Below are 20,100 nucleotides of genomic sequence, written 5' to 3' on the forward strand. Positions count from 1 at the left end.
ACCCTAGGGGACGCCCCTCGAAGGGGTGGCAGACTGGTCTCCCCAGCCGCTCCCCGGGCACCCGAAACGCCGTCGCGAGCGGCGCCTCGCGGGCCGTATCCTGCGACACGACTTGTCAAAGATCCGGTGTGGACGGTTGCGCGCGGAGCCGCACCAGTGTTCGCTATCGGGCAACCGGGTAGCCGAGTGTGGCGAAGCCGTACCCTCTCCGAGGGTGACGGACGCCACGCTCCGTCGTAGTTGGAGGAGTGACAGCAGTGGTCGCCGCGGGAGACGCTGATCAGAGCAGCGTCGCCGAGAGGCTCGGCATCAAGCCCGAGATGGTGGTCCAGGAGATCGGCTGGGACGAGGACGTCGACGACGACGTCCGCGCGGCGATCGAGGAGCAGATCGGCGGGGACATCCTCGACGAGGACGCCGACGAGGTCATCGACGTCGTGCTGCTCTGGTGGCGCGAGGACGACGGCGACCTGGGTGACGCGCTCATCGACGCCAGGGGACCCCTGGAGGAGAACGGCGTGATCTGGGTCCTCACCCCGAAGACGGGACAGCCCGGGCACGTCGAGCCGAGCGAGATCGCCGAAGCGGTGCCCGCCGTCGGGCTGGCCCAGACCGCCAACATCAGTGTCGGCCCGAACTGGATCGGCACCCGCCTGGTGTCGCCGAAGTCGAAGTCGAAGCAGCGCTGAGCCGGTTCCGCCGGGCGGACACGATAGGGTTGTCGTCGCAGGCACGTGTCCGTTCGGGAGAGGAAAAGCGGTATGACCGTCGAGGTCGGTTCTGAGGCCCCAGACTTCACGCTCAACGACTACAACAAGCAGCCGGTCCAGCTGTCGTCGTTCCGGGGTGACAAGCCGGTTCTGCTGGTCTTCTACCCCTTCGCGTTCAGCGGCATCTGCACCGGCGAGCTCTGCCAGCTCCGCGACGAGTTCGCCGACTACGACAACAAGGGCGTCCAGGTGCTGGGCGTCTCGGTCGACACGCCGTTCTCGCTGAAGGCGTGGGCCGAGAAGGAGGGCTACCAGTTCCCGCTGCTGTCCGACTTCTGGCCGCACGGCGAGGTCGCGAAGGCGTACGGCGTGTTCAACGAGGACGCGGGCCTGGCGGTGCGCGGCACGTTCCTGATCGACAAGGACGGCGTCGTGCGCTTCGCCGAGGTCAACGCCCCGGGCGAGGCCCGCGACCAGCAGGGCTGGAAGAAGGCCGTGGCCGAACTGGCCGCATGATTTCCGGGCGGCGGTCCCTGCCGGGACCGCCGTCCTGCGGGCGCATAGCTCAGCGGAAGAGCACTCGGCTTACACCCGAGCGGTCGCAGGTTCGAACCCTGCTGCGCCCACCAGACCACCGCGCCGTCCGCGATGGCTCACACCCGGACGGGTGCGGCCGCCGGGGTCCGGCACAGCGTCCGCACCAGCAGTGCCAGCCCGGCGAACAGCAGTGCCGCGAGCACGCCCGTGACGTTCACCGCAGTCGTGAACGCCGCCTTCGCCTGCTCGGCCACCTCCGGGCGGGTGACGTCCGCCGCCAGCGTCGTGCCCGCCGGGAACATCGCGTGGTAGACCGCCGTCGCCGTCAGGCCGATCAGGGCCATCCCGAGTGAGCCGCCGAGGTAGTTGCCCGTGTCCGCCATCGAGGCCGCCGAGCCCGCGCGCTCCGGCGGGACCGAGCCGACCACCAGGCCGATGCCCAGGGCGAACAGCGGGCCCGTGCCCAGCGTCAGCACCGCGATGCCCGCCATCACCAGCGGCAGCCCGCCCCCGACTGTCAGCAGCAGGCTGCCCGCCGCCGACACCACCAGGCCGCCCGCGATCGCCGTGGCCGGGGTCGTGAAGCGCGTCAGGGCCGGGGCAGTCATCGTGCCCGCGGCCACGCCGAGCCCCATCGGCGCGAACAGCACCGCCGAAACCAGCGGCGAATGGCCGAGGACGCTCTGCAGGTACTGCGTCACCAGCAGCCCCACCCCGGCCATCGCGACCCCGGCGACCACCAGCGCGACCAGGACCGCGGTGAACGGGCGGTTGCGGAACAGCCGCAGGTCCAGCAGCGGCGTCTCCGCGCTCAGCTGACGGCGCGTGAAGACCACGCCCAGCAGCGTCCCGGCGGCGATCGCCGCGAGCGGCAGCACCCACGCGCCGGTGGCCAGCTGCTTGAGGCCGAACACGATCAGCAGCACGGCCGCCAGCGAGAGCGCGACCCCGGCGAAGTCCAGCCGCCCGGACGACGGCGCGCGGAACTCCGGCAGCAGGAACGGGCCCGCGGCGAGCAGCAGGGCCACGGCCGGGACGGCGACCAGGAAGACCGAGCCCCACGCGAAGTGCTGGAGCAGGAAGCCGGCGAACACCGGGCCCGCCGCGCCACCCGCGAACTGGCAGGTCGCCCAGATCGAGATCGCCTTCCCGCGCTGCCGCCCGTCCGGGAACATGTTCGTGATCAGCGCGAGCGTCGACGGCATCAGCGTCGCCCCCGCCACCCCGAGCGCCCCGCGGACGACGATGAGCATTTCCGGGCTGACCGAGAACGCGGCGACGACCGAGAGAACCCCGAAGGCGGCCCCGCCGGCCAGCAGCAGCCGTCGTCGCCCGATCCGGTCGCCGAGCGTGCCCATCGTGATGACGAACCCGGCGACGACGAAGCCGTAGCTGTCGGTGATCCACAGTTGTTCGGTGCTGCTCGCCCCGAGATCGTCGCTCAGCTGCGGCAGCGCGAGGAACAGCGCGGTCATGTCCATCGCGACGAGCAGGGTCGGCAGCACGAGCACCGCCAGCCCCAGCCACTCCCGCCGTCCGGCCTTCTCCATGTCGGCTCCTTCTCCGTGGTCGGTTTCCCCAGGAGGTCGGAGCCGCGGACGGGGACCGGACACGGAACCGGGAAGTTTTTCGGCTAGCGTCGAAGCCGTGAAGATCATCGTGCTGGGTGCCACCGGGCTCGTCGGGCGGGCCGTCGTCGCGGCGCTCGAACCGCGTCACGAAATCCTGCCTGTCTCGCGGACGTCGCCGGTGGCCGCGGACCTGGCCGATCCCGCTTCGCTCGACGCCCTCCTCGCCGAGCCGGCCGACGCGGTTGTGTGCTGTGCCGCCAACGTTCCGCTGAGGCCGCTCGCCGAGCTGACCGACCAGCAGGTGCTCGACGACCTGCGGGGCAAGCTGCTCGGCCAGGTTGCGCTGGCCCGCCGCGCCGCGGACCGGCTGGCCGATGGTGGCTCGATCACCCTCACCGGGGGCACCTTCACCGAGCCGATTGCCGGGAGCGCGCTCGGTGCGCTGGTCAACGCCGGGCTCGAAGGGTTCGTCCGGTCCGCCGCCGCCGAGCTGCCGCGGGGCCTGCGGATCAACCTCGTCAGTCCCGGCTGGATCAGCGAAACCCTCGAAGCAATGGGGGAGGACGGCAGCCGCGGGACGCCGGTCGCCGCCGTTGCCGAGGCCTACCGGGACCTCGTCGAAGGCGACGCCAGCGGGACCACCGTCGTCCCCGGCTGATCAGGCCGCGTGCCAGGCGTGGTCGGCGAAGACGTCGTCCAGCGGCGCCTTGACCAGGCGGTTCGCGTACGTCGAGAGCGTGTACGTCCCGATGCCCAGCACCACCTCCAGCGCGTTCCGCGGGGTGAACCCGGCCCCGGTGAACGCCGCCAGCGCGTCGTCGGGGACCTCGCCCGTCGTGTCCATCACCGTGTGGACGAACGTGCGCAACGCCTCCAGGCGGGGCGACGGCAGCGCCGCCTGCGCTCGCAGCGCGGCCACCAGTTCCGGTGCCGCCGACAGCCGCTGCAACGCCGCCGTGTGCATGGCGACACAGATGTGGCAGCCGTTGCGAGCCGCCACCGTCATGACCAGGACCTCGCGTTCCAGCGCTGTCAGGGTCGTGGTCTCGAAGATCGCGTTCAGCTTGAGGAAGCCGTTCAGCAGCTCCGGCGACGTCGCCAGGCGCGCGACGGCGGCCGGGGCCTTGCCGCCGAACTTCTTCGCGGTGGCCGTCATCGCCGGGCGGGCGGCCGGGGGTGCAGACTCCGGGGTGTGATCGGGGAACAAGGTGACTCCAGACGTAGAATCGACAACGTGGTTGTCGAAACCGTAAACCTGGTTGTCGAGTTTGGCAAGGGGTCATGACCGACGCACCCGGCTACGAGCTGCCCTTCCTGCTCTTCGGCGGCTTCCGCACGCTCATCGACCGCCTGCACGCCGAGCTGGCCCACCGCGGCCACCCGGACCTGCGGCCGTCGCACGGCTTCGCCATGCAGGCCATCGGCGTCCGCGGCGCGACGGCGTCGGAGATCGGCCGCCGCCTCGGCGTTTCCAAACAGGCCGCGGGCAAGACCGTCGACCGGCTAGAGGCGCTCGGCTACGCCGAACGCGCCGACGATCCGGCCGACGCGCGCCGCAAGATCGTGCGGCTCACCGCGCACGGCGTCGACGCGCTCGCGAAGTCGGCGGAGATCTTCGACGACCTGCGTGCCGAGTGGGTCCGCACGCTGGGCCGCGACCACGTCCGCGCCATCGAGGAGGGCCTGCGCGCGGTCGCCGGCCCCACGGCGTACCGGCTCGACGCGGCCGGGTGGCTTTCCGGCTGAGCCGCGGAAAACGGTTCGACGGCCTCGCCGCGTCCTGCCACAGTGGCGCCTCATGACCGAGCCTTTGACCGCCGCGGACCTGGCACTCATGCAGGGCCTGGCGCAGCGGGTCGCCGCCACCCGCCCGGAGCTGGTGAACAGCGACGCGTCGTACGGCGAGCTGGCCTGGAACTGGGGCCGCGGGCACGCCGCCCACGGCGCGCACTGGCGGCGGCGCCTGTGGTTCGACGGCGGCGACCTGGTCGCGTGGGGCTGGGCCCAGCTGCCGCGCCGGGTGCACCGCAACGACGGCACGGTCCAGGACATCACCGGCGCGTACCTGGCCTACCAGGTCGATCCCGCGCACGCCGCGCTCGTCGACGAGGTGATCGGCTGGTACGACACGACGGCCGCGGGGCTCGAACGCACGACGCTGCCGGGCGCGGCCGACGAATTCGCGTTGCAGCGCTGGGTGGCACACGGCTATGGGCCCGGCACCGGCTCGTGGAGCCAGCTCAACGAGCGGGACCTCACCGACGTCGAAGAGCCGCTGCTGCCGGCCGGATTCCGCTTCCGCACCGCCGCCGAAGCCGGACCGGAGGCCGCGGTCGCCGCCCACGTCGCCGCCTGGGCGCCGGTGGCGTACGACGCCAGGAGCTACGAAGGCGTCCGGCAGACCAGGGCCTACCGTGGCGACCTGCACATCCTCGTAGAGGCGCCGGACGGGACGATGGCGTCCTCGGCGATCCTGTGGTTCGACGAGGTGAACAGGAGCGTCGAGTTCGAGCCGGTCGGTACGCACCCGGACCACCGGCGGCGGGGACTGGCCCGCGCGACGCTCCTGCACGGCATGCACCGGGCCCGCGAGGCAGGCGCCACGCACGCGACGGTCGCCTGCATGGCCGACCTCCGCGAGTTCTACTACGGCGTGGGCTTCCGGGAGCTGTCGCGGGACGTGCCGCTGCGCAAGAGCTAGAAGCCGCAGCCCGGGTCCGGCGCGTCCTCCGACAGGGGACTGCCCGCCGGGAGCACGTACAGGACTTCCAGCACCATCGGCGTCGACCCGAGGTTGCGGCCGATGTGCACCTGGCCGGGTGACTCGCTGAACGTGCGCCCGGTGCCGTAGACGCCGTCGATGCTGCAGTCGGCGAGATTGTGCGTCAGGGTCCCGGATTTCACGTACGCGTACAGCGTGCCGTCGTGGAAGTGCCAGCCGGTGTAGCCGCCGGGCTGGATGGTGACCTCGCGCAGCGTGTAGTCGGTGTTGCCGATCGTCTTCTTGGCGAGGATCGTGCCGGTGACGCCGCTGCCGGGTGTTGCCGACGCGGTCGCGGGCAGGAGGACGGCGGCGAGGGCCGCGGCGGCGAGAACGGTGAGCGGCTGGCGCATGGAAGCTCCTCGGTACGGGGACCCCCGAGAAGCTACCGTGGCCGGGCGTGTCCATGGGGGCAGAGAATCCGGCCGAAGGAGGACGCGGTGGACGCGGAGCTGTTCGGGCAGGTGCTCGGCGCGGTGCGGGAGTTCGTGCGCAAGGAGGTCGTGCCGCGCGAAGCGGAAATCGACGAGCGCGACGAAATCCCCGCCGAAATCCGGGACAAGGCCGCGGAACTGGGGCTCTTCGGCTGGGCGCTGCCCGAGGAGTACGGCGGGCTCGGGCTCGGCATGGCGGAGGACGTCCGGCTGGCGATCGAGCTCGGCCACACCACCCCCGCGTTCCGGTCGCTGTTCGGCACCAACAACGGCATTGCCGGCCAGGCGATCGTGCACTACGGGACGCCGGAGCAGCGCACGCGCTGGCTGCCGCGGCTCGCGGCGGGCGAGGCGATCGCGTCGTTCGCGCTCACCGAGGCCGAGGCCGGCTCGGACCCGGGCGGGCTGACCAGCCGCGCGGTCCGCGACGGGGACCGCTACCGCCTCTCGGGCACCAAGCGGTTCATCACCAACGCGCCGCTCGCCGAGGTCTTCGTCGTGTTCGCCCGCACCGATCCCGGCAGCACCGGCAGCCGCGGGATCTCGGCATTCCTCGTGCCCGCGGACGCTCCGGGCGTCACGGTCGGCCCGCACGACGCCAAGATGGGCCAGGCAGGCGCGTGGACGTCGGAGGTGGTGTTCGACGACGTGGAGCTGCCGGCCGACGCGCTGGTCGGCGAGGAGGGCAAGGGGTTCGGCATCGCGATGGCGTCGCTCGCCCGCGGCAGGCTGCACATCGCGGCGCTGTGCGTCGGCATGGCCGAGCGCGCGCTCGCCGAAGCGGTCGAGTACGCACGGACCGCCCGCCAGGGCGGCCGGGTGATCGGCGAGTACCAGCTGGTGCAGGCGCTGCTCGCGGAGTCGCACGCCGAGCTGGCGGCCGGCCGCGCGATGGTGCACGAAGCGGCCGCGAAGTACGACTCGGGCGAGGACCGCAAGCTCGGGCCGTCGTCGGCGAAGCTGTTCTGCACCGAGATGCTCGGCCGGGTCGCCGACCGTGCGGTGCAGGTACACGGCGGCACGGGGTACGTCCGCGGGGTGACGGTCGAGCGCATCTACCGCGACGCCCGGCTGTTCCGCATTTACGAGGGCACGAGCGAGATCCAGAAACTCGTGATCGCGCGGCAGCTGCTGAAGGGCTGAGACGGTATCCGCGCCGTCCGGAAATCCGTCTTGGAATTCACGAAATCGCGGAAATCGGCCGCGCCGGATCATTCATTCGGTTGATGCGCGCCCGCGCCGCGGCGGATGAAATGGTGCTGCGCCGGTGGCCGGCGGCGCGAACCTGGCGGAAATGACGGCGGCGGAGCCGACCGGGCTGCGGATCGCCTGACCACGAATCATCCGGGAGGTAAATCATGAGTACCACCGTCTTTGCGCGGGCCGAGGAAAGCGTCCTCCGTCCGCTGGAAATGGGCAGTTCGTCGGATTCGGCTTTCTTCGGCGCCTTCGCCCACAAAGTCGAGGCCGCGTACATGGCGTGGGCGCAGGCCCGGTTCGGCCCCGGCGTCATCACGTCCAAAGAGGACGGTGCAGGGCTTGGCGGCCGGGCCGCGGACCAGGCGTCGGTCGTCGACCTGCTGGCCGTCCGCGCGGAAACGCTGAACTGACGCCAGGGTGGCGGGCCGGATGCCGGGCCCGCCACCCGCGTCACCGCAGCTTCTCGACCTGCCGCACCAGCAGGTCGATCTCCTCCTCGGTGTTGTAGTAGTGCACCGACGCCCGGACCAGGTCCGGCAGGTTGCGGGCGGTGAAGTCGTACTGGGCCGACGTCCGGGACGACACCGACGTGTTGATGCCCGCCTCGGCGAGCCGGGCCTTGATCTCCGTGGCCGGGGTGCCGTCGAGGCTGAACGTCACGATGCCGCACTTGCGGGCGCCGGCGTCGTGGACCTTCGCGCCGATCGCGGCCAGCCGGGTGCGCAGGGCCGCGCCCAGTGCGGTGACGCGCTCCTCGATGGCGGGCAGGCCCCAGCCGAGCGCGTAGTCGATGGCTGCGCCGAGGCCCGCCACGGCGGCGTAGTCGCGCTCCCACACCTCGAAACGCTTGGCGGTCGGGTCGACGACGTACTCCTCCGGGGACACCCAGCTCGCCGAGTGCAGGTCGAGCATCGCCGGCTCCAGCCGCTCGCGCAGCCGCGGGTGCACATACAGGAAGCCGGTGCCGCGCGGGCCGCGCAGGTACTTGCGCCCGGTCGCCGACAGCGCGTCGCACTTCAGGCGCGTGACGTCGAGGTCGAGCTGGCCTGCCGACTGGCACGCGTCGAGCAGGAACGGGATGCCTGCCGCCTCGGCGACCGCGCCGATCTCCTCGGCCGGGTTCACCAGGCCGCCCTGGGTGGGGACGTGGCTGACGGCGATCAGCTTGACGTCGCGGTCCACCCGCCGCTTCAGCTGCTCGACGTCCAGCTGCCCGGACTCGTCGTCGCCGATGACCTCGACGACCGCGCCCGTCCGCTTCGCGACCTGCAGGAACGCGATGGCGTTGCTGGCGTACTCGGCGCGCGAGGTGAGAATCCGGTCGCCAGCGGCGAACGGCAGCGCGTAGAACACCGCCTGCCAGGACCGGGTCGCGTTGTCGGTGACCGCGATGTCGCCGGCTTCGGCGCCGAGCAGCCGCGCCACCGACGTGTACACCGCGTCCAGGCGTTCCGACGCCTCCGCGGCCGCCTCGTACCCGCCGATCAGGGCTTCGCGGCGCAGGTAGGAGACGACGGTGTCGGTCACGACGGACGGCGGCAGCGAGGAACCCGCGTTGTTGAAGTGGACCACCTCGGTGCAGCCGGGGGTCTCGCGGCGGGCGCGGTCGACGTCGAAGGTCATAGCAACTGAATACAGTAGCGCTCTTCTGTATGCAATACTGCCGACATGGCCCGGACTCCGCTGCGCAGCGATCTCCTCGAGCAGATCACCGCCCGCGTGCTCGACGGGCGGCTCGCCGCGGGCGCGCGCGTCAACGAGGTGCACCTGGCCCGCGAGCTGGGCGTCAGCCGGACGCCGCTGCGGGAGGCGCTGATCGGGCTCGCCGACCGCGGCCTGCTCGTCGCCGCGCCCGGCCGCGGGTTCCTCGTGCCGCCGTTCGACCCGGACGAGGCACGCCGGCTCTACCCGCTGGTGGCCGAGCTGGAGGCGCTCGCGCTGCGCTGGACGTCGCCGCTGGAGCTGGCCGGCCTGCCGGACGCGCTCGACGCCGTCGCCGACGAGATGACCGCCGTCCTCGCGCGCGGCGGCGATCTGTCCGAAGTGGACGACCGGTGGCACGGGCTGCTGCTGTCCCGCTGCCCGAACCCGCACCTGCTGCGGCTGATCGCGCAGACCAAGCCGCTGCTCAAGCGGTACGAATCGTGCTACTTCGGCGGGGCGGGCCGCGCCGGGGAGAGCATCGGCGAGCATCGCCGGATCGCCGCCGCCCTGCGCGACGGCGACCTGGACACCGCCGCGGCGGTGCTCGTCCGCAACTGGGTCAAAGCGCTGGCCTACCTGGGGAAGGACGACGATGATCATCGCGCACCTGAGTGACCTCCACTTCGACGGCGACCCGCGGGCCGAGGACCGCGTCGCGGCGGTCATGGGCTACCTCGGCGGGCTGACCCGGCCGGTCGACGCCGTCGTCGTCACCGGCGACATCGCCGACCACGGCGCGGCCACGGAGTACGCGCGGGCCGCCGAGCTGCTGAAGTACCCGGCGCCGGTGCTGGTCTGCCCGGGCAACCACGACGTCCGGAGCGAATTCCGGACGGGACTGCTCGGCCAGGCCCCGTCCGACGGGCCGATCGACCTGGCCCACGAGGTCGACGGCGTGCTGTTCGCGATGTGCGACTCGACGATTCCCGGCCGCGGCGCGGGATTCCTCGCCGACGAGACCCTCGGCTGGCTCGACGACGTGCTTTCCGGCGGCGACGGCCCCGCGTTCGTCGCGTTCCACCACCCGCCGGTCGAGGTGGGTGTCCCGCTGGTGGACGGGATCCGGCAGACGGGGGAGGACCGGCTGGCGGCCGTCCTGCGCCGCCATCCGCGGGTGACGGCCCTGCTCGCCGGGCACGTCCACACGGGAGCGTCGACGACGTTCGCCGGGGTGCCGTTGCGCATCGCGCCGGGCGTGGTTTCGGGGTCGCTGCTGCCGGGGGAGCCGGGCTCGGAGCGGAGCTGGGACGAGGGCGGCCCGCTGGAGTTCGACCGCTCGCCGTCCCTGCTGCTGCACGTCCTGCACGACGACGGCCGGGTGACCAGCCACTACCGCACGGTCCCGCGCTGACCCGAGCCGCGGTGTGACGAAGATCTCCGCCGCCGGGACCTTGCCGCCAAGATCGCTCCTGCATTAGCACTCTAATGGCGAGACTGCTAATTCAAGAGTGCGAGGGAGGCAGCTTGAGCAGCGCGCATCGTCCTGCGTGGAAGGCCCGGTCCGTTCCGCACACCGCCGTGCGCCGCGACGACCACGACCGCCCGCTTCGCGTGGCCATGGTCGTTCCCCCCTACTTCGACGTTCCCCCGAAGGCCTACGGCGGGGTCGAGGCCGTGGTGGCCGACCTCGCCGACGCCCTCGTCGACCGGGGTCACCGGGTGACCCTGATCGGTGCGGGCAGACCCGGCACCAAGGCCGAGTTCGTGCCCGTGTGGGACCGCACGGTCCCGGAGCTGCTTGGCGAGCCGTACCCGGAGGCCATGCACGCGATCGCCGCGCGCCGGGCCGTGCAGCGGCTGGCCGCGGACGAAGGCCTCGACGTCGTGCACGACCATTCGCTCGCCGGGCCGCTCAACGCCCCGGCGTACGGCGTGCCGACCGTGGTCACCGTGCACGGCCCGGTCGGCGAGGACATGGCGCGCTACTACTCCGCGCTCGCCGACGACGTCCACCTCGTGGCGATCAGCGACCGGCAGCGGCAGCTGGCCCCCGGCCTCAACTGGATCGGGACCGTCCACAATGCACTCCGGCTCGCGGACTGGCCCTACCGGTCCGAAAAGGACGACTACGCGCTGTTCCTCGGCCGGTTCCACCCCGACAAGGCACCGCACCTCGCGCTGGAGGCCGCGCACCGCGCCGGGCTGCGGCTGGTGCTCGCGGGCAAGTGCGCCGAGCCGATCGAGAAGGAGTACTTCGAGCGCGAGGTCCGGCCGCGGCTCACCGAAACCGACCACGTCTTCGGCGTCGCCGACGCGACCGCGAAACGCGAGCTGCTCGCCAAGGCCCGCTGCCTGCTCTTCCCGATCCAGTGGGAGGAACCGTTCGGCATGGTGATGATCGAGGCGATGGCCTGCGGCACGCCGGTGGTGGCGCTGCGGTCCGGGGCGGTGCCCGAAGTCGTCGCCGACGGCGTCACCGGGCTGGTGCGCGACGACCCGGCCGACCTGGTGCAGGCCCTGCACGACGTCGTCCACCTCGACCCGGCGAAGTGCCGCGCGCACGTCGCCGAGCACTTCGACGTCGGCGGGCTCGGCGCCGGGTACGAGGCGGCCTACCGGCGCGCGATCGAGGTCAGCAGCCTGCGCCGCGACTACGCGGCCCTGGATTCCGCGCTCGACCGCGCCTACGACCAGCTGGACAACGACGGCCCGGCACTGCAGCCGTCCGGAGGGCGGCCGTGACCCCGGAGGCGTTCAACGCCGGCGAGCCTGCCCTCGTGACCAGCGCGGGCGGCACCGTCACGCTCGTCGAGGGCAGCACGTTCTGCCTGTCCGGCACCACCGGGGACATCCAGCCGGGCACCTCGCACGGCCTGTTCTTCCGGGACGCGCGGCTGATCTCGCGCTGGGAGCTGCGGCTGGACGGCCAGCCGCCGCACCCGCTGTCGGTGCTGTCCCCGGAGGCGTTCGCGGCGCAGTTCGTGCTGCGCCGCAACCCCAAGCCGGGCCAGGCCGACAGCACCCTGCTGCTGGTGCGCGAACGGCTCGTCGGCGACGGCCTGCGGGAGACGATCACGCTGCGGAACCTGGGACGGGAGAACACGGTCGCGAACCTGACGCTGCACGTCGACGCGGACTTCTCCGACCTGTTCGCGGTCAAGGAGGGCCGTCCCGCGCACGGCGGGGCGGAAGCCACCGTGGCCGGCGCGGAACTGCTGCTGCGCGACCGGGCCGACGGTTCGCGCGGCCTGTCGGTGAGCGCGACCGCCGATCCGGTCACCGCGCCCGGCGTGCTGAGCTGGCGGGTGGTCGTGCCCGCGCGCGGCGAGTGGTCGACCGAGATCGTGGTCCAGCCGACCGTGGGCAACCGGCGGGTGCAGCCCCAGTTCGACCGCGGCGAGGCGGTCGCGGCCAGCGGCCCGGCCCGCAAGATCCGCGCGTGGCGCGACGTCAGCACGGTGATCGCGTCCGGCGATCCGGTGCTCACCCAGGTGCTGCAGCGCACCGAGAGCGACCTCGGCGCGCTGCAGATCCACGACGCCGGCCAGGACGGCCGCCCGTTCGTCGCGGCGGGCGCGCCCTGGTTCATGACCCTGTTCGGCCGGGACAGCCTGCTCACCGCGTGGATGGCGCTGCCGCTGGACGTCGGCCTCGCGCTCGGCACCCTGGAGACGCTGGCCGAGCTGCAGGGCAGGCGGACCGACCCGCTCACCGAGGAGGAGCCGGGCCGGATCCTGCACGAGCTGCGCCTGGGCCCGGACAGCGACCAGGTGCTCGGCGGCAGTCACTACTACGGCACCGTGGACGCCTCGCCGTTGTTCGTCATGCTGCTGGCCGAGTGCTGGCGGTGGGGTGCGGACGAGACGGCGGTGCGGGCCCTGCTCCCGGCCGCCGACGCGGCGCTGGACTGGCTGCAGCGCCACGGCGACCGCGACGGCGACGGGTTCGTCGAGTACCGGCGCGCGACCGACCGCGGCCTGCTCAACCAGGGCTGGAAGGACAGCTTCGACGGCATCAACGACGCGGCAGGCCGCCTCGGCACGACGCCGATCGCGTTGTGCGAGGTCCAGGGCTACGCGTATGCGGCGTGGCTGGCGCGCGCCGAACTGGCCGAGGCGTTCAACGACCCGGTCACCGCGGGCCGCTGCCGCGAGCGGGCCGAGCGGCTGCGGAACCAGTTCGCCGAGAAGTTCTGGCTGCCGGAGCAGGGCTGGTACGCGGTCGCGCTGGACGGGCGCAAGCAGCCACTCGACGCGCTGACCAGCAACACCGCGCACTGCCTGTGGTCGGGCATCGCGACCGACGAGCACGCGGCCGTCCTGATCGAGCGGCTCGGCCGCCCGGAGATGGACAGCGGCTACGGGCTGCGCACGCTGTCGTCGGAGATGGGCGCGTACAACCCGATGAGCTACCACAACGGGTCGGTGTGGCCGCACGACACGGCGATCGCGGTGGCGGGCCTGCTGCGCTACGCGCACGTACCGGGCGCGGTGGACCTGGCCCAGCGGCTGGCGACGGGCCTGCTGGACGCGGCAGCCTCCTTCGGCGGCCGCCTGCCGGAGCTGTTCTGCGGCTTCTCCCGCGCGGAGTTCAGCCCGCCGATCCCGTACCCGACGTCGTGCTCACCGCAGGCCTGGGCGAGCGCGGCACCGCTGCTGCTGGTGCGGTCGTTCCTCGGGCTGGAACCGCACGTGCCCCGGCGGAAGCTGGTGGTCCGCCCCCACCTGCCCCGCCGCTGGGGCCGGCTGAAGCTGTCGGACCTGCGCCTCGGCGACCTCACGGTGCATGTGGAGGCGGACCACGAGAAGGCGGAAGTCCGCGGTCTGCCGGACGGCTGGGACCTGGAAGCGGTCAGCGATCGCGGACCGGCGGCGGGCGCGGGCTGAAAGGGACGTTCCTGGCGTCCGGTGCGACGAAAGTCCCTTTCACCGCACCGGACGAGACGAAAGCGCCTTTCAGCCCACCTTGGCGCTCGGGGCCGGCTCGGTCAGCGGCTGAAGACCGGCAGCGTGATCCGGGACGGCCGGGCCGCGTCGTGGAACACCTCGAAGCGGTTCGGCTTCCCGGTCACCGCCGACGTCACCGGCTCGCCCGTGCCGTGGTTGCGGGCGAAGCGCGGGAACGCCCCGCCCGCCACCTGGACGCGCAGCCGGTGCCCGCGCCGGAAGCGGTACGCCGTCGGGTCGAGCGTCACCTCCGCCGTCACCACGCCGTCGGCGTCCGCCGCCGGGAAACCCGGGCGCAGGCGCAGGATCCCGTCGGTCACGTTGCGGGACACCCCGCCCGCGTCGACGTCGCAGAGCCGGACGAAGACGTCCGCGTGCCCCAGTTCGGTGCGCACGTGCACGGTCGCCGACACCTCGCCGATCACGTCGAGGTCCGACGGCAGCGGCTCGCCGGTGAACACCAGGACGTCCGGCCGTGCCTCGATTTCCTGGTTGTCGCGCTGCTTGGTCACGCCCGTCAGCAGCGGGCCGCCGACCGACGGGGTCGGGTCGGCCGGGTCGTAGGTGAACGTCGTCGGCCGCGCCTGCCCGGCCACCTCGCCGAGCCCGCCGATCGGCCGCAGGTGCGACGCGGTCGGCGTCGAGGGCGGCGGCCACGCCTCGAAGTCCAGCCAGGTGCCGGCGCCCTGGAGGAACAGCCGGACCGGCGCGCGCTGCAGGAAGGTCCGGTCGCCGAGCAGGTGGGCGCGCAGGAACCCGAGCTGGTCCTGGATCATCGGCCGGAAGCTCGCCGGTTCGCCGTGTGCCCACGGCCCGATGGTGATCCGCGGCTGCTTGCCCGCCTCGGCCAGGAGCCGGAAGTCCCGCAGCTGCGCGCCGACGAACAGGTCGTACCAGCCGGTGACCATCGAGACCGGCACGTCGAGCTTCGCGACTTCGGCGCTGTGGTCGGACATCGCCCAGTAGCCGTCGTCCGGGACGAAGTGCTCGGTGACGTCCCGCAGGAACTGCACCGGCTTCCCGATCGCCGCGACGTCCGCGCCGCTGATCGGCAGGTGCGCCATCGCGCGGCGCGTCTTCCGCTTCTGCAGCGGGTTCGGCAGTGCCGCGAACCGCTCCTCCTGACGGCCGATCATCGCCGACCACGACACCATGTTGTCCGCCGCCAGCACGCCGCCGGGGTAGAACGCCGAGACGAACTCCGATGCGGTGACGCCGAGGCACATCGCGGCCAGCGGCGGGTCGAGGTAGGGCCCGACCGCCCATTGGGTGTGCCCGAGGTAGCTGGCGCCCGCCATGGCGATGGTGCCGTCGCACCACGGCTGGGCGCGCAGCCACTCGGCGGTGGCCAGGCCGTCTTCGCGTTCGAGGTGGAAGGGCCGGAATTCGCCGCCGGAGCCGAAGGAGCCGCGGGTGCTCTGGACGACCGTCTGCAGCCCGTGCCGGGCGAACGTGTCGCCGAAGAGCTTCGACAGCAGCCCGGCGCGCCCGTACGGCGTCCGGATCAGCACCACCGGCGCCGACGTCGTCCCGGCCGGCGCGTACCGGTCGGCCAGCAGCGTGACGCCGTCGGGCATCGGGACGGTGAGGTCGCGCGTCACCTCCGGCCGGGGACCTTCGGCGCGGGGGAGTCCGAGCAGTTTGTCGACAAGCCGATCCAGCACGGGCGCCCGCCTTCCGAAGTGGAGCCGATCCTTCCGGATCCGACGGTACCTCAGTTCACGCGCGCGAGGGTTTCCGGCCGCAGCAGCTTCGCCAGCTCTTCGGCGGGCAGCAGGCCCTTCTCGACGACCAGTTCCGCCACACCACGCCCGGTTTCCAGGGCCTCCTTCGCGATTTCCGTCGCGGCCGTGTATCCGATGGCGGGATTCAGCGCCGTGACCAGCCCGATCGAGTTCTCGACGTAGGCACGCAGGACGCCGACGTTCGCCGTGATGCCCTCGACGCACTTCGTGGCCAGCGTCCGGCAGGCCGCGCCCAGGTGCGTGATGCTCTCGGACAGCGAGTGCAGGATGATCGGCTCGAACGCGTTGAGCTGCAGCTGCCCGGCCTCGGCGGCCATCGTGATGGTGACGTCGTTGCCGATCACCTCGAACGCGACCTGGTTGACCACCTCGGGGACCACCGGGTTGATCTTGCCCGGCATGATCGACGACCCGGCCTGCACCGGCGGCAGGTTGATCTCGTTCAGCCCGGCACGCGGGCCGGAGGACAGCAGCCGCAGGTCGTTGCAGCTCTTGGACAGCTTGACCGCGATCCGCTTGAGCACCCCGGAAAGGTGCACGAACGCGCCGCAGTCCTGGGTGGCCTCGACGAGGTCGGCGGCCGTCTGCAGCGGCAGCCCGGTGATCTCGCGCAGGTGGCGGCACGCGGCTTCGGCGTAGCCCGGCGCGGCGTTGAGCCCGGTGCCGATCGCGGTCGCGCCGAGGTTGATCTCGTGCAGCAGCGCGACGGCTTCGTTCAGCCGCTGCCGGTCTTCGCCGAGCATCACCGCGTACGTGCCGAACTCCTGGCCCAGCGTCATCGGGACGGCGTCCTGCAGCTGCGTGCGGCCCATCTTCAGCACGTCGTGGAACTCGACGGCCTTGGCGGCGAACGCCTTTTCCAGCACCGTCATCGCGTCCGACAGCTCGCGCACGGCGAGGATCGTCGCGACGTTCACCGCGGTCGGGTACGCGTCGTTCGTCGACTGCCCGAGGTTGACGTGCTCGTTGGGGTGCACGACGCGGTAGTCGCCCTTGGCGTGCCCGAGCAGTTCGAGCGCGCGGTTGGCGATCACCTCGTTGGCGTTCATGTTCGTCGAGGTGCCGGCGCCGCCCTGGATGACGTCGACGACGAACTCGCCGTGCAGCGCGCCGGCGCGGATCTCGCGGCAGGCCGCGGTGATGGCGTCGGCGATCCGCGGTTCGAGCAGCCCCAGCTCGGCATTGGCGCGCGCGGCGGCCTCCTTCACCGCGGCCAGCGCCTCGACCAGGTGCGGGTAGGCGGCGATCGGGGTGCCGGTGATGGGGAAGTTCTCCCGGGCCCGCGCGGTGTGCACGCCCCAGTACGCGTCGGCGGGGACGTCCTTGTCGCCCAGCAGATCGTGTTCACGGCGGGTGGTCATCGCAGGCTCCCCACGGAGAGATTTCCGGCAAAACGCAGGTTGTCCGGGCCGGGCGGGACGTCGATCCCGCACAGCCCGAGCAGCGCGGCGAGCACGACCGGGCGCGCCCGGTCGCCGCCGTCGGCGATCTTGAACGCGATCGCCGTGCCGTCCGGCAGCGCGGCGACCTGGACGGCTTCGAAGCCGTCCTTGGCGATCAGCCCCGGCACCGTGCGCATGACCGCGGTGACGTCCCGTCGGCTGCCGCCGACGAGGTCCGGGTGCTGCCGGATCCCGTCGGCGACCAGGCCTTCCGGGGTGCCCGGCGCGGCGGTCGCGAGCTTCGACACGGCCGTGGCGAGCCCGCGCAGCGTCGTCGCGAACAGCGGCGCACCACAGCCGTCGACGGCCACGCGCGGGATGTCCTGGCCGGTGAGGTCCTCGACGGTGGCGGCGATCGCGCGCTGCAGCGGGTGCGCCGGGTCGAGGTACCCCTCGGTCGCCCAGCCGTTCAGCTCGCACGTCGCGAGCATCGCCGCGTGCTTGCCGGAGCAGTTGTGCGCCAGCCGTTCCGGGGCCCGGCCCGCGGCGATCCAGCGGTCCCGCTCGACCGGGTCGAACGGGAAGTCCGCCGGGTTGCCGAGCGCGCCGGGCGAGCGTCCGTCCAGGACCTTCAGCGCGGCGTCGAGGTGCATCGCCTCGCCGGAGTGGCTGGCCGCCGCGATGGCGAACCCGGCGGGGGACAGGCGCAGCCCGAGCCGCGCCATCGCCGTGGCCTGCAGCGGTTTCGCCGTCGACCGCGGGTACATCGCGGCATCGACGTCTCCGGCGGCGTACAGCGTCGAGCCGCCGGGGGCGAGCACCACGGCCGAGCCGTGGTGGACGCCCTCGACCATCCCGCCGCGCACCAGCTCGACCAGCGGCTGGTGGCTCACAGGCCCTCCTCGTCGAACGCGCGCATGTCGATCCGCTTGCGCACGGCGAACCAGCCGGCGACCAGCGCGACCAGGATCGCGGGCAGCGCCATCAGCGTGATCCGGCCGGTCTCGTCGAAGCCCATCAGGACGACGACGGCGGCGAGGAACACCAGCGTCGCGATCTCGGTGTAGGGCGAGAACGGCAGCCGGAACGACGGCCGCTCGATGCCCTCGCGCTTGGTCTTGCGGACGTAGAGCAGGTGGCAGAGCACGATGATGGCCCAGGTGGCGAGGATGCCGATCGCGGCGAAGTTCAGCACGATGTCGAAGGCCTCCTTCGGCACCAGGTAGTTCAGCCCGACGCCGAGCACGCAGACGGCCGCGGTGAGCAGGATGCCGCCGTAGGGCACGTGGTTGCGGTTCATCACGCCGGTGAACTTCGGCGCCGAGCCCGCCATCGCCATCGAGCGCAGGATGCGGCCGGTGGAGTAGAGGCCGGAGTTCAGGCTGGACAGCGCCGCGGTGAGCACGACCAGGTTCATCACGCTGCCCGCCGCGGGCACGCCCAGGTGCGAGAGCACGGTGACGAACGGGCTCTGGTCCTTGCTGTAGGAGCTCCACGGCAGCAGCATCGCCAGCAGCACGACCGAGCCGACGTAGAAGACGAGGATGCGCCACATGATGGAGTTGATCGCCTTCGGCATGATCTTCTCCGGGTTCTCGGTCTCGCCCGCGGCGACGCCGACCAGCTCCACCGAGGCGTAGGCGAACACGACACCCTGCACGATCAGCACCATCGGCAGCAGCCCGGACGGGAAGATGCCGCCGTGGTCGGCGATCAGCTGCGGCCCGCCCGCGACGCCGTCGATCGGCGTCTGCGTCACCAGCAGCACGATCCCGATCACCATGAAGATCACCAGCGCGGCGACCTTGATGATGGCGAACCAGAACTCCATCTCGCCGAACAGCTTGACCGACACCATGTTCAGCGTCAGGACGACGGCGAGCGCGATCAGCGCCAGCACCCACTGCGGGATCGGCGAGAAGAACGACCAGAAGTGCGCGTAGAGCGCGATCGCCGTGATGTCGGCGATGCCGGTGGTCGACCAGTTGAGGAAGTGCATCCAGCCGGCGACGTACGCGCCCTTCTCGCCCATGAACTCGCGGGCGTAGGAGACGAAGGCGCCGCTGGAGGGCCGGTGCAGGATCAGCTCGCCGAGCGCGCGCACGACGAAGAAGGCGAAGAGCCCGCAGACGGCGTAGACGATGGCCAGGGCGGGCCCGGCCTGGGCGAGCCGCCCGCCGGCGCCGAGGAACAGGCCGGTGCCGATCGCCCCGCCGATGGCGATCATGTTCACGTGCCGCGACTTGAGCGCCTTGCGGTAGCCCGCGTCGCCCGCGTCCGCGGTCGTGGCGGTGAGGGTTTGTTCGGTCACTGGTCCCCGTTCACGATGCTGTTGAGGGTGGCTTCGACGTGCTGCAGGTGCGCGGTCATGGCCGCGACGGCGGCGCTTTCCGAGCCCGCGGCGATCGCGGTGACGATCTCCCGGTGCTCGATGTTCGACTGGCGGCGCCGGTCGCCGAGTTCGTTGAGGAAGGCGGACTGGCGGGCGAGCGCGTCCCGGATCTCCTCGATCACCTTCCCGAAGACGGGGTTGCCCGAGGCCTGGGCGATGGTGATGTGGAAGAGCGAGTCGAGCGCGACCCACGCGGTGTTGTCGGTCTCGGCGTCCATCCGGTCGAGGAGGTGGCCGAGCAGGTCGAGGTCGTCCTGGCTGCGGCGCACGGCCGCGTACCCGGCGACGGGGATTTCGACGTGCTGCCGCACTTCGATGAGGTCGCGGGCCGAGTAGGGCCCGAAGGTGGGGTGTTCGGCGGGGCCGGTCGCGGTGACGAAGGTGCCCTTGCCGGTCTTGGACTCGGTGAGCCCGAGGGCCTGCAGGCCGCGGAGGGCCTCCCGCACGACCGAGCGGCTGACCTCGAACTCCCTGCTCAGCGCGGCTTCGGAGGGAAGTTTGTCGCCGACGGCGTACTCGCCGCGTTCGATCGAGGAGCGCAGGTGGGCCAGCACGGCCTCCATGGCACTCACCCTGCGAGGACCACCTTGTCCGGCTGTCTGGCTGTCAGACAGGTTCATGGCGGGAATGCTCGGTGCCGGGGGTGGCGGTGTCAACGCGGAAGCCCCCGGGTGTGGCCCAGCTCACGGCCGGCTCAGGTTGTTTTCGCGTGACGGGGACAACTCTTCCGCCGCCTGCGAGGAGCCCCGCCTCGCGCCCGCCGGAAGCCCCGCGTGAC

At 72.1% G+C, this 20,100-nt stretch carries 21 protein-coding genes and 1 tRNA gene; 12 read left to right on the top strand and 10 right to left on the bottom strand.

All coding sequences use genetic code 11. The features are described from left to right. Positions 1 to 257: 257 nt before the first annotated feature. The 3 genes from ABJI51_RS07685 to ABJI51_RS07695 all read left to right on the top strand — a co-directional run bounded on the left by ABJI51_RS07685 (position 258) and on the right by ABJI51_RS07695 (position 1,339). Positions 258 to 689, top strand: a complete 432-nt coding sequence (locus tag ABJI51_RS07685) for a DUF3052 domain-containing protein (RefSeq protein WP_348948726.1) — start codon at positions 258 to 260, stop codon at positions 687 to 689. Positions 690 to 761: 72 nt separating this feature from the next. Beyond that, positions 762 to 1,226 (top strand): peroxiredoxin, encoded by a 465-nt coding sequence (locus ABJI51_RS07690; RefSeq protein WP_348948640.1) that lies wholly within the window; start codon positions 762 to 764, stop codon positions 1,224 to 1,226. 38 nt (positions 1,227 to 1,264) lie between these two features. Continuing rightward, positions 1,265 to 1,339: transfer RNA gene (locus ABJI51_RS07695), tRNA-Val, on the top strand. 24 nt (positions 1,340 to 1,363) lie between these two features. Here ABJI51_RS07695 and ABJI51_RS07700 read toward each other — a convergent pair. Then, positions 1,364 to 2,797, bottom strand: a complete 1,434-nt coding sequence (locus tag ABJI51_RS07700) for an MFS transporter (protein WP_348948642.1) — start codon at positions 2,795 to 2,797, stop codon at positions 1,364 to 1,366. Positions 2,798 to 2,894: 97 nt separating this feature from the next. Between ABJI51_RS07700 and ABJI51_RS07705 the strand changes: the two genes are divergently transcribed. Then, positions 2,895 to 3,476 carry a short chain dehydrogenase gene (locus ABJI51_RS07705; RefSeq protein ID WP_348948643.1) on the top strand — a complete coding sequence of 194 codons (582 nt, stop codon included), beginning with the start codon at positions 2,895 to 2,897 and terminating at the stop codon, positions 3,474 to 3,476. On the opposite strand, the gene ABJI51_RS07710 is transcribed toward ABJI51_RS07705, so the two are convergent. Continuing rightward, the gene (locus tag ABJI51_RS07710; protein ID WP_348948728.1) at positions 3,477 to 3,974 is read right to left on the bottom strand and encodes a carboxymuconolactone decarboxylase family protein; all 498 of its coding nucleotides are present in this window, start codon (positions 3,972 to 3,974) and stop codon (positions 3,477 to 3,479) included. Between the two features lie 125 nt (positions 3,975 to 4,099). Between ABJI51_RS07710 and ABJI51_RS07715 the strand changes: the two genes are divergently transcribed. Both ABJI51_RS07715 and ABJI51_RS07720 read left to right on the top strand, forming a co-directional pair. After that, the gene (locus tag ABJI51_RS07715) at positions 4,100 to 4,564 is read left to right on the top strand and encodes a MarR family winged helix-turn-helix transcriptional regulator (protein ID WP_348948644.1); all 465 of its coding nucleotides are present in this window, start codon (positions 4,100 to 4,102) and stop codon (positions 4,562 to 4,564) included. A gap of 52 nt (positions 4,565 to 4,616) precedes the next feature. After that, positions 4,617 to 5,519: a GNAT family N-acetyltransferase gene (locus tag ABJI51_RS07720; protein ID WP_348948646.1), complete on the top strand. Its 903-nt coding sequence runs from the start codon at positions 4,617 to 4,619 to the stop codon at positions 5,517 to 5,519. On the opposite strand, the gene ABJI51_RS07725 is transcribed toward ABJI51_RS07720, so the two are convergent. Continuing rightward, positions 5,516 to 5,932: a cupin domain-containing protein gene (locus ABJI51_RS07725; protein ID WP_348948648.1), complete on the bottom strand. Its 417-nt coding sequence runs from the start codon at positions 5,930 to 5,932 to the stop codon at positions 5,516 to 5,518. The genes ABJI51_RS07720 and ABJI51_RS07725 overlap by 4 nt on opposite strands. 87 nt (positions 5,933 to 6,019) lie before the next feature. Here ABJI51_RS07725 and ABJI51_RS07730 point away from each other — a divergent pair, with 87 nt between their 5' ends. After that, positions 6,020 to 7,156 (top strand): acyl-CoA dehydrogenase family protein, encoded by a 1,137-nt coding sequence (locus ABJI51_RS07730; RefSeq protein WP_348948650.1) that lies wholly within the window; start codon positions 6,020 to 6,022, stop codon positions 7,154 to 7,156. Between the two features lie 37 nt (positions 7,157 to 7,193). Here the strand turns inward: ABJI51_RS07730 and ABJI51_RS07735 are convergent, their stop codons facing one another. Beyond that, positions 7,194 to 7,373, bottom strand: coding sequence for a hypothetical protein (locus ABJI51_RS07735; RefSeq protein ID WP_348948652.1), 180 nt, complete (start codon positions 7,371 to 7,373; stop codon positions 7,194 to 7,196). Here ABJI51_RS07735 and ABJI51_RS07740 point away from each other — a divergent pair. Beyond that, on the top strand, positions 7,372 to 7,623 hold the full coding sequence (locus ABJI51_RS07740) for a hypothetical protein (protein ID WP_348948654.1): 252 nt from the start codon (positions 7,372 to 7,374) through the stop codon (positions 7,621 to 7,623). The two genes, ABJI51_RS07735 and ABJI51_RS07740, sit on opposite strands and share 2 nt — an antisense overlap. Before the next feature lie 40 nt (positions 7,624 to 7,663). On the opposite strand, the gene ABJI51_RS07745 is transcribed toward ABJI51_RS07740, so the two are convergent. Beyond that, entirely contained in the window at positions 7,664 to 8,836 is a 1,173-nt protein-coding gene (locus tag ABJI51_RS07745; protein WP_348948655.1) for an aminotransferase class V-fold PLP-dependent enzyme, read from the bottom strand. A gap of 45 nt (positions 8,837 to 8,881) precedes the next feature. On the opposite strand from ABJI51_RS07745, the gene ABJI51_RS07750 reads away from it, so the two are divergent. The 4 genes from ABJI51_RS07750 to ABJI51_RS07765 all read left to right on the top strand — a co-directional run bounded on the left by ABJI51_RS07750 (position 8,882) and on the right by ABJI51_RS07765 (position 13,743). Beyond that, a complete protein-coding gene (locus tag ABJI51_RS07750) occupies positions 8,882 to 9,532 on the top strand; it encodes a GntR family transcriptional regulator (RefSeq protein WP_348948657.1) in 651 nt (216 codons plus the stop codon). Next, positions 9,510 to 10,268, top strand: a complete 759-nt coding sequence (locus ABJI51_RS07755; RefSeq protein WP_348948659.1) for a metallophosphoesterase — start codon at positions 9,510 to 9,512, stop codon at positions 10,266 to 10,268. The genes ABJI51_RS07750 and ABJI51_RS07755 overlap by 23 nt, the downstream gene beginning before the upstream one ends. Before the next feature lie 167 nt (positions 10,269 to 10,435). After that, on the top strand, positions 10,436 to 11,599 hold the full coding sequence (locus tag ABJI51_RS07760) for a glycosyltransferase family 4 protein (protein WP_431605586.1): 1,164 nt from the start codon (positions 10,436 to 10,438) through the stop codon (positions 11,597 to 11,599). Continuing rightward, a complete protein-coding gene (locus ABJI51_RS07765) occupies positions 11,596 to 13,743 on the top strand; it encodes an amylo-alpha-1,6-glucosidase (RefSeq protein ID WP_348948662.1) in 2,148 nt (715 codons plus the stop codon). Before ABJI51_RS07760 ends, ABJI51_RS07765 begins: the two co-directional genes overlap by 4 nt. Before the next feature lie 101 nt (positions 13,744 to 13,844). On the opposite strand, the gene ABJI51_RS07770 is transcribed toward ABJI51_RS07765, so the two are convergent. Genes ABJI51_RS07770 through ABJI51_RS07790 form a run of 5 tightly spaced genes read right to left on the bottom strand, consistent with a single transcriptional unit; the run spans position 13,845 to position 19,885 of the window. After that, a complete protein-coding gene (locus ABJI51_RS07770; RefSeq protein ID WP_348948664.1) occupies positions 13,845 to 15,467 on the bottom strand; it encodes a CocE/NonD family hydrolase in 1,623 nt (540 codons plus the stop codon). Between the two features lie 50 nt (positions 15,468 to 15,517). Further along, positions 15,518 to 16,909, bottom strand: coding sequence for an aspartate ammonia-lyase (gene aspA / locus ABJI51_RS07775; RefSeq protein WP_348948666.1), 1,392 nt, complete (start codon positions 16,907 to 16,909; stop codon positions 15,518 to 15,520). Continuing rightward, a complete protein-coding gene (locus ABJI51_RS07780; protein ID WP_348948668.1) occupies positions 16,906 to 17,823 on the bottom strand; it encodes an asparaginase in 918 nt (305 codons plus the stop codon). Before ABJI51_RS07780 ends, aspA begins: the two co-directional genes overlap by 4 nt. Then, entirely contained in the window at positions 17,820 to 19,241 is a 1,422-nt protein-coding gene (locus ABJI51_RS07785) for an amino acid permease (RefSeq protein WP_348948669.1), read from the bottom strand. The genes ABJI51_RS07780 and ABJI51_RS07785 overlap by 4 nt, the downstream gene beginning before the upstream one ends. Next, positions 19,238 to 19,885: a FadR/GntR family transcriptional regulator gene (locus ABJI51_RS07790; RefSeq protein ID WP_348948729.1), complete on the bottom strand. Its 648-nt coding sequence runs from the start codon at positions 19,883 to 19,885 to the stop codon at positions 19,238 to 19,240. Before ABJI51_RS07790 ends, ABJI51_RS07785 begins: the two co-directional genes overlap by 4 nt. Positions 19,886 to 20,100 lie beyond the last annotated feature (215 nt).

Source organism: Amycolatopsis melonis (assembly GCF_040064235.1).
Taxonomy (GTDB): Bacteria; Actinomycetota; Actinomycetes; order Mycobacteriales; family Pseudonocardiaceae; genus Amycolatopsis; species Amycolatopsis melonis.